Genomic DNA, 11,703 nt, shown 5'->3' with positions numbered 1-11,703 from the left:
AGTTGAGGTTGGGCCGCCATCCTCAGTGCATGACGAACTCGCAGCTCACCGCCACCGCCGCCCTCCCCGCGTTCACCGCCCCCGCCCCGGCCTTCTCCACCGCCCCCGCCGCCGCCCCGGCCTTCATCGCCACCGCCGCCGTCGTTCCCGGCCTCGGCCAGACCGGCGTCGATCTGACCCTGGTCCTGCCGGTGCACGGCTGCCCCGCCGCGGTCCGCAACGTCGTCGAGCGGCTGTCCGAGGCCCTGTACGCCCAGTGCATCAGCTTCGAGGTGGTCGGCGTGGCCGACGCCGCCGCCCTCGCCGCCGACGAGGTCAACGGCCTGCCCCTGACCCGGTTCGTCCGCGCCGACGACACCGACCTGAGCATGTCGCTGCGGGCCGGTTCCCCGGTCACCTCCGGCCGGTGGGTCGCCGTCCTCGACGTCGACAGCGCCGCCGAGATCGACGCGTACGGCTTCGTCGAGCTGCTGCACCAGGCCCGCGAGGGATCCGCCGTCCACGCCTGATCCCGGCCCCGCACAACCTTGGATCCGCCGCCGCGCGGCCGATGAGAGATCTGCCCGCCATTCCATCGCCATCGGAGGTGCCGTGACCATGCCACGAGCGCTCGTCGTCGAGGACTCCCCCGAGTTCATGATGATCTGCCGTCATCTGCTGGAGAAGGAGGGCTTCGAGGTGGTGCCCGCCGGTGACGGCCAGGAGGCCGTCCAGCAGGCGCAGAAGCAACGGCCCGAGCTCGCCATCCTGGACCTCGGCCTGCCCGACTTCGACGGCATCGAGGTCTGCCGGCAGATCAGGCAGTTCACCGACGCGTACATCATCATGGTGACCGGCCGCACCGACGAACTCGACAAGGTGGTCGGTCTCTCGGTCGGCGCCGACGACTACGTCACCAAGCCGTTCTCCCCCCGCGAACTCGCCGCCCGCATCCAGGCGATGCGCCGGCGCCCCCGGGCCACCGTCCAGGCCCGCCGCGAAGCCGTCCGCGAATACGGCGAGCTGCGCATCGACCTGGAGGTACGGGAGGTGTCCCGAACCGGCACGGTGATCGAGCTGACCAAGATCGAATTCGATCTGCTGGACCTGCTCTCGTCCGCGCCGCGTCGCACCTTCACCCGCCCCCAGCTGCTGGAACACGTCTGGGGCGACAACTTCTTCGGCGACGACCACATCATCGACGTGCACGTCGGCAACCTGCGCCGCAAACTCGGCGAATCCGCGTCGGCTCCCCGCCACATCCGAACCCTCCGTGGCGTCGGGTACCGCTTCGAACCCTGACCGCCGGTCGCCCTCGCCACCCGCCACCCGCCGTGAATCCCGCCGGCGATCTCCACACCGCCGGCTCCGCCGTCCCCCGCGGAACCGGCGCGCCGCGGTGGCGGCGACCTCGTGGGCCACGGGCACACCGTCGCCCGGTCGCCTTCCAGCGGCCGGAGAACCGTGCTGAACGACGACCGGCGCCGCCGGCCGAACGCCGGCCCGCCCACAACGACGCCACGACACGACGACCGAGACCGGCGCGGCCCGTTCCGGCAATTCCGCCGCACCTGCCCGTTCTGCCACGCGTGCCCGCCCCGCCGCACCGCCGATTCCGCCAGTTCCGTTTTATGCCTGCCGGTTTCGCCGTGCCTGCTGGCTCCGCCGCGCCTGCCAACTCCGGCCGTCCGCCGGTTTCGGCCGCGCCTCCGGTTCCGCACGTCAGCCAGCTCGGCCGCGTCGCCGACTCCGCTGTGCCTGCCGGCGCCGCCGCGCGGCCGGTTCCGCGGCGCCACCGGCGCCACCGGTTCAGCTGGTTCCGCCGGTTCCGCCGGTTCCGCCGGTTCCGGGCGAGATGGTCGACGCGCCGCAGATCACCGGCAACGGTGGTCAGCACCCACAATCGCTCAACGTGGGCTCGGCCATACGTCATGACACGCACCAGCGCACACGATCCGCGGATTGTGTGCGCTCAACCGGGTCATGACGACGGCAGGAGCCCGCACAAGCGCTGCGTGTGCTCCCGTCGCCGCTCGCAGACCACCGGCCTCGGCCAGATGCCGCCGGTCCTGATGCCGGCCGTTCTTGATGCTGCCGGCGCAAAGCCGCCGAATATGGGACGAAACTCCCATTGCGCAGTAACCACCACATGTCTGCAGCTCATCGCCGTCCCCGCCCCGACTCACATGCGGAAACGGGAGCCTCACGCCGAAAGCTGTCTAGCGGTGGCGGCGCCGGGGGCTGTGTGCTGCTTCGATCACCGCCGCAACCAGGTTCGTGATCTCCTCGCCGGCGGTTGAACCGGAGGTGTCGATCAGCAGCTCGGCACAACGGGCGGGCCGCTCGGCAAGCAGCCGGTGGAAGCGTTCCTGCTGCTCCTTCTGTTCGGCGAGGCTGCGCTCGGGTTTCCGGCGGTGGATGACGTCGATCGGTGCATCGGGCAGTACCAGCAGATCCGGCGCGGGCACGAGCAACTCGGCGATCCGGGCCGCCGGCGACCCCGGCCACGGCGACTCACGCAGGTCGTAGACCCATCGGTCGGCGATCACCACCCGGCCTCGAACCAGCGCCGGCAGGACGTCACGCAGGTAACGCCAGCCGTATTCACCCGCGTAGTACCAGGCGGCCACCCGACGCAGCCGGCTGTGGTCCAGACCGCTCTTACCTCCGGCCACCGGCGCGGACTCTGCTCCGGCAACCGGCACGGACTCCACTCCGACCGTTTGCGGGGGCTTCGGTTCGGCCGACGATGTGTGGCCCGTCTGGGGCGACTGGGCGTGAGCGGCGGCGGAGGGCGATCCGGGATCCGTACCGGAGGACGGCGCGGGATCCGAACCGGAGGACGGTTGAGGGTGGGCGGTGGGCGACGGGGCGGTGGAGCCGACGTTCAGGAGGCGGCGGGCCAGGGCTATGCCCGGCAGGTTGCCCCGGGCCATCCCGAAGTAGGCCGGCGAGGTCTGGAAACCCCGGGCCCGCAGACGGTCGCCGAGCATGGCCGCGACGGTGGACTTGCCGGCGCCGTCGGTGCCGACCAGGGCGACGACGACTCCCCGGGTTCGCAGGCCCAGCGGTCCGGCGGCCGGGCCGGCGGGCAGGATGCCGCGCCGCTGTGCCCACGTAGCGCCGATGGCGCCGGGTGCGAGACTGCGGGCCGCCAGCCGGAGCCGGGCACGGCGCGGGAGTCCGGGGTCGGGCCGGGCGCCTCCCGCGACCGCGATCAGGTCCGCGGCGACCGTCGCGCCGAGTTGACCGGTGAGCCGGCGCGCCAGCGAGGCCCGCTGGTCCGGTTCCGCGGCGGCCCACGCGTCGCGGGCCTCGTCCAGGCGTTCCGGGCCGGGTATCCGGCCCCGCAGCACCGGGCGTACCAGCAGGTCGGCGGTTGCGGCGGCGCCGGTCAGGCGGTGACCGGCGCGGTCGACGGTGACCTCGGCGGCGGGGACCAGCAGGACCGGGCCGACCCGCAGGTCACCGAGGGTGAAGTCGACGACGCCGAGACCGGTGGTGGTCAGCACCGCGACACCGGTGTGGCGCAGCCGGCGCGGATCGGCGGCGTCGGCGACCACCGCACACGGGTGGGCGCGGGCCAGGTCGGCCACCGGGTCGGACCCCTGCCGGTCCGTCGCGCACCAGACGTCCAGGTCGGTGGGCCCGGTGTCGGCCGCCCACCGCTCCGGCGCGCCGGAGGCTCCCTGCCAGGCCCAGTGTTCTCCGGTGCCGTCGAGGGCGGCCATCACGGAGTTCAGCACCTCGGTGCGATCCGTGACGCGGCGGCCTACCGACTCTGAAACTATTTTCCCGGACATATAACTATAAGTACGCCCGAAGCACACCAACGCGAGGAACGTTCGGGAGAATCGCGGCCGCCTCGGCGAAATCAGCAGCTTCCCCGCCGTCCGGCCGATACGGGATCTCGTGCAGTTCGACCACAGGCGTGCCGGCGGCGCGCTCCTCCGGGCCGCCGGGCCGATCGCCGTCGCGGTAGCCGTGCAGAGCGCCGGCAACCTGGCCTTCCACGCCCTCGTCGGCCGGATGCTCGACCCGGCCGATTACGGGGCCCTGGGCGCCCTCCTCGCCGCGATGGTGATGCTCGGCATCCCGCTCGGTGCGCTACAGACCGCGGCGTCGGCGCACGCGGCCGCACACGGAGCGGGACGGGCGACCACCCTCGGCACGCTGCGGGCGGTGACGCTCTGGACCCTGCCGGCCGGTGTCCTCACCCTGGTCTGCGCGCCGTTGCTCAGCGACTGGTTCCACCTCGACGGGATGGCCGGGGCGGCACAACTCGCCCCGTACCTCATCGTCGCCGCTCTTCTCGCCACCGCACGCGGGCTGCTCCTCGGCACCCGCCGGATCTCCGCGGTGGCCGGCACCTATCTGGTCGCGACGGCCGTACGCCTGATCCTCGGTGTCGCTCTCGCCCTGCCTTTCGGTGTCACCGGCGCGCTCGTCGCCACCCTGGTCAGCGAGGTCGCCGCGCTGGCCTGGTCGGTCCGTGTCCTGGTCCGCGACCGCGAAGCGGGGTCCGGCACCACGCTGCGTCCCCGCGCGGTGGGTGGCGCGGCCGTCGCGGTGACCGGCCTGTTCCTGTTCTCCACGGTCGACCTGCTGCTCGCCCGGCACCATCTGGCCGGCGCCGAATCCGGTGCCTACGTCGCCGCGGCGACCGTGGCGAAGACCGTCCTGGCCCTGCCCGCGGCGATCATGGCGGCGGTCTTCCCCCGCCTGGTCGCCGCCCACGGCCTCCCCGGCCGGGCCCGCACGCTGCTCAGCGCGTCGGCGGCGGTCGCCGGGCCGGCCCTGTTCGGTGCGGCGGTCGTGGCGGCCGTGCCGGCGCTCGTGCTGAGCGTCCTCTACGGCGACGGGTACGCCGGCGCGACCACGCTCGTCCAGGTGCTCAGCGGGGTCGCCGGATTCACCTCCCTGGTGACCGTCCTGACGAACGCCGCCCTCGCCCGCCGCTCCTGGACGACACTGGTCCCCTGGGCCGGAGCCGTCCTGGAGATCGGCCTGATCCAGCTGTGGCACGGTTCGGCCGCCCAGATCGCCGCCTGTTCGGCCGCCGCGCTGCTGCCCACGCTGCTGCTGATCGCGGTGGTCGAGGGACGGGCCTGGACACGCCGTACGCCGGTTCTTCAAGGGGTCTGAGCATGAGTTTCGCAGCACGGAGCCTGGCCGACGCGCTGCCGTACCCGGCCGCGATCGCCGACGACAGCGGTCGCGTCCTGGTCGCCAACGAACGGTGGCGGCGATCCGCCACCGCCGAGGGCGAGACGTTGTCCGGCGGGCGTCCGGACTGCCCGGGGCACGACCGACTTCCCTCATCGGTACGCGACGCGCGTACCGGCTCGGACGTCGCCCTACCGTGCCGGTGCGATCCCGGTGTCACCGCCACGCTGCGGGTCACCGGACTGGAGAGCACCTGTGGGGCACGACGCCGGCTGATCACCGTCGAGACCGGCCCGGCCGAGAGTGGCCGCGACCAGTTGCTCGGGCTCCTCGGGCCGCAGATCCGGACCCCGGCCGCCGCCGTGGCCTCGGCCGTCGAACTGCTGCGCGCCCAGGCACTGCCCGCCGCCGCGCAGGAGACGATCGACGACATCCAGCGGACGGTACGCGGACTGGAGGCACTGGCCGACGACCTCGCCGAACTCGCCCGCCTGGAGACCGGGACGCCACCGCCGCACAACGGGCCGGTGGTGCTTCGCCGGCTTCTGGAGGACGTCGCCGAGTCGATGCGCACGGAGTGCCGCGAACGGGGGATCCTGCTGCTCGCGGCACCGGCCCCCGGGCTGCCCGCCGTGGTCGACGGTGACGACGGTGTGCTGCGCCGGATCCTCACCACGGTGGTGGGACACGCCGTTCGGGAGTCCTCGGGCGGCGAGGTCGTGGTCACCGCACAGACCGACGGGGCCGACGCCTACCGCATCGAGATCTCCGGCGACGGGGAGCCTTCATCGGGGTACGCCTCGGACGAGCGGGCCGGTCTCGCCCTGGCCGGTCGGCTGGCCGCCGCCATGGGCGGCACCACAACCATGACCGGCGTCCCGGCTCTGACCGCCGTCCCAGCCATCACCGGCGACGCCGCCATCAGGGCTGACGCCTTCTCCGCGACCGGCGCGACTATGACCAGCGGCCCAGACATGGCCGGCGCATCCGTGGTTGGCGGCGCGGCCTCAAGCGGCGCGGGCAGCAGCGGGGCGGTTGCCGGGGAGTTCGGCGGGTTTCGGTGGGCCGTACGCCTGCCGTTGCGTCCTCTGCCGGATCGCGGCGACCCCGGCACACCTTCCGCACCGCCGGTCCGGGGCCGGGTCGCCGTCGCCGCGCCGAGCGCGCGTTCGATGCTGGCGCTGTCCTGGCTGGTCGCCGCGACCGGTGCGGAACCGGTCCAGGTGGGGCCAGACGGCAGCGCCGGGACCGGCGACGACCACGGGACCGCTCCGGTGCTCAGGTGCGATGCCCGACCGGATCCGGTCACCGGCGGAACCGTCATGATCGGCTCTACCGGCCCGCAGCGGGCCGCAGGCCGGGCCGGCACACTGAGCGTCCCGGTGACACTCGACCGGCTCACCGCCGCGTTCCACCAGCAGCATGCGGAACCGCGGCCCACGCCCGCGACGCTGGAGCCGCTTCCGCCCGGCCGGGTGCTGCTCGCCGAAGACGACGAGGTCAACCGCACCGTCCTGCAACGGATGATCAGCGTGCTGGGCGTGGAGTGCGACACCGTGCCCGACGGCGCGGCCGCGGTGACGGCGCTGCTCGGCGGAACCCGGTACGACCTGGCGCTGCTCGACATGCAGATGCCGGTGATGGACGGACCGGCGGCCACCCGTACGGTCCGTGCCGCCGGCAGCCGGGTGCCGATCATCGCCCTGACCGCGACGTCCCTGCCCGAGGACCAGGACCGCTGCCTGGACGCCGGAATGAACAGTCACCTGACCAAGCCCATCACCCTGCCGGAGCTGCGCCGGGCGCTGGAGCCGTACCTGACCGCCCCGGCGCAGCCAACCCAACCGACCCAACCGGCGGATCCGGTGGAACCGGCGGTTCCCGTGCCGGCCGACGTCCTGTCCCGGGCGCAGCTGCACGAACTGGAGGAGCAGCTGGAGGGACGGGAGTTGGTGGCGATGACCGTCAACATGTTCCTGGGCGAGCTCGACGGGCGCCGGCAGGCGATGGCCACCGCCCTCGCCACCGGCGGCAACGACCGGCTGGCCGCGGTGGCGCACACCTTGAAGTCGTCCAGCGCACTGCTCGGCGCCCAGCCGCTGGCCGACGCCTGCGCCCGGGTGGAGCGGCTCGCCGCCACCCCGGTCGACGCGGGTGTACTGGCCGCCGCCGTGTCCGAGGTTGATCAGGCCGCCGCCGCCGCGGCGATCGCGATGACCGAATACCTCAAGGAATCCTGACCCGCCGGCCACGACGCCGGCGTGCCCGGCGACGGTCCGGTGGCGGTAGCAGCGCACGCCGCCCGCGAACGCGCGAAGCCGTGACCCGTGGCCCGCCCGAGATCAGGGCCGGTGGCGGTAGCGGCGCAACACCGCCCGTGGCGGGCGGAACCGTGACCGGCGGCGTGCCTGAGGTCAGGCCCGGTGGCGGGCCGGATGGCGGTAGCGGCGCACGTTGCCGGTGAAGGCCGAGCCGTACCGGCGGCGTGCCTGAGGTCAGGCCCGGTGGCGGGCCGGATGGCGGTAGCGGCGCACGTTGCCGGTGAAGGCCGAGCCGTACCGGCGGCGCAGCCACAGCCCGGCCAGCAGCGAGCCGGCGAGGGCGGCCACCCACGGGACGATCTCCACGGCGCCCCGGCCGGACATCTCCGGTGGGACCGCACCGATCAGCGTGCGCAGTTCCCCGGCCGGGGTGTGGCCGGTGACCAGCACGCTCGCACCGGTGGCCGCGGCGACCGCCGTCCCTCCCGTGAGCGTCGGGCCGCCGGCCACCGCGGAGGTGCCGGCGACGGCCGAGGTGAGCAGCAGGTCGACGGCACCGTACGGGTCGGCGGTGACCGTCCGCTCGGCGTCCGAACCGACCCGGACCCGCACCGGTGAGCCGCTCCGGAACCCGACGGCGTACACGGCCAGGCCGCGCCGCTGGGCGTTGATCTCCCAGAGGACGGTGAGGGCGTCGGCGTTGCCGCCGTAGCCGGGCCCGTCGGCGTCCGCGGGCGACGGCGCGAGCCCGGCGCCGAGCACCACGGCGGCCACCGCCAGGCCGACTTTCGCCAGGCGGGATGCAGGGGTACGGGCACCGGTCACGCTGCGACGATGGCATCCCCCGGTTGCGGAACGGTTGCCCGGCGGGTCGCGGACGGTTGCCGCACCGGGGGCCGGTACTCCGTGACCGCGTCCGAAGCTATCCCCAGGTGCCGTCGTCGCGTACCCGATGGGTCCGCCGGCCCTGGATCAGGGTCTCCAGTGCCTCGACGTAGCTGTCGGCGACGAACCACTCGCCGGCCTGGTCGAGGTGGAAGACCCGGCCGTGCTCGTCGATGGCGAGCACCGACTCGAAGTTGACCCGGCCGAGCGGGAACAGTCGCGCCCCGATCACCTGCCCGAACTCGTGCAGCACGTCGGCGGTGTGCCGGACCGGTGTCGACCAGATCTCGAAGAGCTGGACCCGTTGCTCCACGCCGGGCGCCCGGCGCTTGACGAGCAGCTTGCCGGTCAGCCCGAACGCTTCGTACACCGCGGGGAACGGCTCGTGGCGGTGCTCCTGCCCCCGGGTCTTGACGACGTCCTCGGCCATCACCTCGGCCATGCCGTAGCGCACCTGGTACGGGGTCTCCGGTTTCCACCGGCCGTTGAGCAGTTCCGAGGCGGTCACGTCGGAGAACCGGGCGGGGTCGGGGTTGGGCTGCTCCGGCGCGATGTCGTGGTGGAGCGCGCCGGTCGACCCCCACGGCAGCAGCGCCAGCTGGGTCAACACGTACGAGCAGGTCGCGCACGGGGTGTTCGGCTCGCCGGCGGTCTCCGCGCCCGGGGGGAGGATCTGGAACGTCTCGAAGAGTGACCCGCCGAGCACCTGCCGCGCCTCGTCCAGGGTGAGCGGCGGCAGACCGTCGAGCCCGCGGCGCCGGTCCACGTCGTGCAGCGCGTCCGAGCAGACGATCATCTCGGCGTGCCGCTCGCAGCCGCGCACCGTCTCCTGCGGCGACTGTTCGGCCAGCCGTTCCCGCACGAGCCGGTGGTGGCCGAGTTTCTGGTCGCCCTTGGCGCCCCGGGCGATGTACACCCGGCCCTGCACCGTGGCGTGCGCCGCCACGCTCGGGGCGGGCTGCCGGTGGATCTCCCGGCGCAGCTGCAACTCGGGGTCGGCCGTCTTCGGCGGGTCGACGATGTCGCCCCGCTGCTCCCGGTAGACCTCCCGCAACGTCGCGAGCGGCCAGTTCGGCCAGTTCGACACCCGGCCGGTATCCCGGTCGACGACCCGCACCCCGGTGCCGACCCCGGACGGGGAGAACAACCGTCGTACCGCCGAGGTCTTCACCGCGAAACCGAGATCGAACTCCTCCACGGTGGCCCGGTGTTCACGCCCCTTGGCCAGGGACTCGGACCGCGCCCACGCCGCCGCGACCGCATCGGCATCCGCACGAGTGATCATGATTCCTCCCGCCAGGTGCCGTCATCGCGGATCCGGGCGGCGGGCAGGCCCGTGGTCAGCGCGACGATCGCCTGGTCGAGGGTGGCGGCGATGAACCACTCACCGCCCTGATCCAGGGAGAACACCCGCCCGTGCTCGTCGATGGCGAGGACCGCCTCGTCGAACCCCTCCCGGCCGATCGGGAACATCCGGGCACCGACGACCGTGCCCAGTTCGTGCAGCGGGTCGGCCAGGTGCAACAGGTTGCCGCTGCCGAGGTGGAACCAGCGGACCCACTGGGCGGCACCGGGCCCGTTGCGGCCGGGCGCGACGTCGGAGAACTCGCGCAAGGCGGCCTCCGCCGCCGGGAACCGGGACAGCGCGTGCTCCCGCCCGCGGGACGCCTCGATCCGTTCGATCAGCCCGGCGCCGCGGCTCTCCCGGTACTCCGGCTCGCTGCCCCAGTCTCCGGCGGCCAGCTCCCAGGCCACCTCCGCGGGGAAACGGCCGGGCTGCGGATCGGTCCCCGAGGTCAGCCGCCGCACCTGCGGATGGGCCCGGTCGGCGTCGGTGATCACGGTCAGGTCGAGAAGCACGCCGGCGCACGTGACGCAGAACGTGGCGGGTTGGCCGCCGAGACGGTCGCCGCTCTCCCGGATGTGGAACGTCTCGAGACGGCCCTGCCCGAGCAGGGTGCGGGCCTCGTCGAGGGTGAGCGGGGCGATACCGGCGGCGGCCCTGGTCCGGTCGGCCTCGTAGAGCACGTCCGACACCACCAGCAGCTCGGCGTGGCGGTCGGCGCCGCGGACCGTGCCCGCCGGCCCGATCGCGGCCAGCAGACCGGCGACGACCGGGTGGTGGCGCAGCTCCTGGTCGCCCTTGGCGCCGCGGGCCCGGAACAGCCGGCCGCCGAGCGTCAGGTGTGCGGCCACCGAGGGGCTGACCCGGCGGTACGCCTCACGCCGCAGCTCGGCGATCGGATCGGCGGTCTGATGTGCACCGACGGCGGCGTCACGGCGCTCGGTGTAGCGCTGGTCGAGGTCGGCGGTGGGCGCGGGTGGCCAGTGCGACAGCCGGCCGGTCGTCCGGTCGATGACCGTGGTCACGTCGGCACCCGGCTCGGTACGCACGTCCGGTGGCAGCACCATCGACACCGCCCAGCCGAGGGCCAGTTCCTCGACGTACGGCGTACACGGATAGCCGCGCCGGATCGACTGCCGGCGGGCCCAGCCGACGGCGATCCGCTCCGCCTCGGTCCGCGTGATCATCCTGGCCCCGCCCCCTTCGGTCCCCGGAACTGGAGCTTAGAGCTATCGGGAACCGTCACTCGGCGGCGGCCCCGGGACGGAGCCCGGCTGGTAGGTTCTTGCAGTCAATTCGCGAGTCCTCGGGGAGACAGCCGTGAGCAGACAGGCCGATCGGGACGTGAACCACGCTCTACGGGCCCGGTTCGACGACGTCGTGTCGCAGTACCAGCGCCTGCGCACCGGGCTGGACGACATCCAGGAGCGTCTGTCCAAGCTGGCCGTCACCGAGGAGTCGGCCGACGGCACGGTGCGGGCCACCGTCGGCGCCCGTGGCCAGCTGATCGACCTGCGGCTCAGCCGGGAGATCTACCGTCGCGGCGACCCGGACGAGCTGGCCCGCACGATTCTGCGTACCGTCGAGCGGGCCGTCGCCAGGACCGGTGACCAGGTGCAGGAGATGGTCGGCGAGTATCTTCCGCCCGACTCGGCCGCGGCCGGGTTCATGCGTGACGGCAACTTCGGCAACCTGCTGGCCCGCCAGGACCGGATCATGCGCGAGGCGGGTGACGACGATGCCCGGTGAGCTCCACCTCGACGCGCCCCGGGCCACCGCGGCCGGGCGTGATCTGTCCGCGGCCGGATCACAGCTGGTCAGCCTCGGCACCAGCGCGGTCGCCGAGGTGGCGGCGGCCGGCGCGGACCAGCCGTGGGGACGCGACGAGATCGGCGCCGCCTTCCAGAAGGACTACGGGCCGATGGTGGCGAAATTCGTCGAGGCGTTCGGCAAGGTCGCCGGCTATGTCGAGGGCATCGGCCAGGCCGCTGTGCTGACCGTCGAGGACAACACCGCCGCCGACGCGCGTGCCTCCTCGACCGTCGCCAAGTCGTACCAGGCCTGACC

At 73.4% G+C, this 11,703-nt stretch carries 10 protein-coding genes; 6 read left to right on the top strand and 4 right to left on the bottom strand.

Annotated features, from left to right (window positions below; genetic code table 11):
• Positions 1 to 29 precede the first annotated feature (29 nt).
• Together BC793_RS50355 and BC793_RS32015 are read left to right on the top strand one after the other, a co-directional pair.
• Positions 30 to 509, top strand: a complete 480-nt coding sequence (locus BC793_RS50355; RefSeq protein ID WP_109599335.1) for a hypothetical protein — start codon at positions 30 to 32, stop codon at positions 507 to 509.
• Between the two features lie 88 nt (positions 510 to 597).
• Positions 598 to 1,281, top strand: a complete 684-nt coding sequence (locus BC793_RS32015) for a response regulator transcription factor (protein ID WP_239170418.1) — start codon at positions 598 to 600, stop codon at positions 1,279 to 1,281.
• A gap of 917 nt (positions 1,282 to 2,198) precedes the next feature.
• Here BC793_RS32015 and BC793_RS32010 read toward each other — a convergent pair.
• Complete coding sequence (locus BC793_RS32010; protein WP_239170410.1) at positions 2,199 to 3,725, bottom strand: nucleoside/nucleotide kinase family protein; 1,527 nt, start codon at positions 3,723 to 3,725, stop codon at positions 2,199 to 2,201.
• 166 nt (positions 3,726 to 3,891) lie between these two features.
• Here BC793_RS32010 and BC793_RS32005 point away from each other — a divergent pair, with 166 nt between their 5' ends.
• Entirely contained in the window at positions 3,892 to 5,124 is a 1,233-nt protein-coding gene (locus BC793_RS32005; protein WP_109599329.1) for a lipopolysaccharide biosynthesis protein, read from the top strand.
• Between the two features lie 2 nt (positions 5,125 to 5,126).
• Positions 5,127 to 7,385, top strand: coding sequence for an ATP-binding response regulator (locus tag BC793_RS32000; protein WP_239170409.1), 2,259 nt, complete (start codon positions 5,127 to 5,129; stop codon positions 7,383 to 7,385).
• A 255-nt stretch (positions 7,386 to 7,640) separates the two neighbouring features.
• Here the strand turns inward: BC793_RS32000 and BC793_RS31995 are convergent, their stop codons facing one another.
• The 3 genes from BC793_RS31995 to BC793_RS31985 form a co-directional block, all read right to left on the bottom strand.
• Positions 7,641 to 8,231 carry a hypothetical protein gene (locus BC793_RS31995; RefSeq protein WP_109599327.1) on the bottom strand — a complete coding sequence of 197 codons (591 nt, stop codon included), beginning with the start codon at positions 8,229 to 8,231 and terminating at the stop codon, positions 7,641 to 7,643.
• Positions 8,232 to 8,328: 97 nt separating this feature from the next.
• Positions 8,329 to 9,576, bottom strand: a complete 1,248-nt coding sequence (locus tag BC793_RS31990) for an SUKH-3 domain-containing protein (RefSeq protein WP_109599325.1) — start codon at positions 9,574 to 9,576, stop codon at positions 8,329 to 8,331.
• Positions 9,573 to 10,823: an SUKH-3 domain-containing protein gene (locus BC793_RS31985; RefSeq protein ID WP_109599323.1), complete on the bottom strand. Its 1,251-nt coding sequence runs from the start codon at positions 10,821 to 10,823 to the stop codon at positions 9,573 to 9,575. The genes BC793_RS31990 and BC793_RS31985 overlap by 4 nt, the downstream gene beginning before the upstream one ends.
• 133 nt (positions 10,824 to 10,956) lie before the next feature.
• On the opposite strand from BC793_RS31985, the gene BC793_RS31980 reads away from it, so the two are divergent.
• Both BC793_RS31980 and BC793_RS31975 read left to right on the top strand, forming a co-directional pair.
• The gene (locus BC793_RS31980; protein WP_109599321.1) at positions 10,957 to 11,385 is read left to right on the top strand and encodes a YbaB/EbfC family nucleoid-associated protein; all 429 of its coding nucleotides are present in this window, start codon (positions 10,957 to 10,959) and stop codon (positions 11,383 to 11,385) included.
• Entirely contained in the window at positions 11,375 to 11,701 is a 327-nt protein-coding gene (locus tag BC793_RS31975) for a hypothetical protein (RefSeq protein ID WP_109599320.1), read from the top strand. Before BC793_RS31980 ends, BC793_RS31975 begins: the two co-directional genes overlap by 11 nt.
• Positions 11,702 to 11,703 lie beyond the last annotated feature (2 nt).

The organism is Actinoplanes xinjiangensis (assembly GCF_003148685.1).
GTDB classification, from domain to species: Bacteria; Actinomycetota; Actinomycetes; order Mycobacteriales; family Micromonosporaceae; genus Actinoplanes; species Actinoplanes xinjiangensis.
The sequence above is the reverse complement of the archived record's forward strand: the minus strand, read 5'-3'. Positions and strand labels throughout refer to the sequence as shown.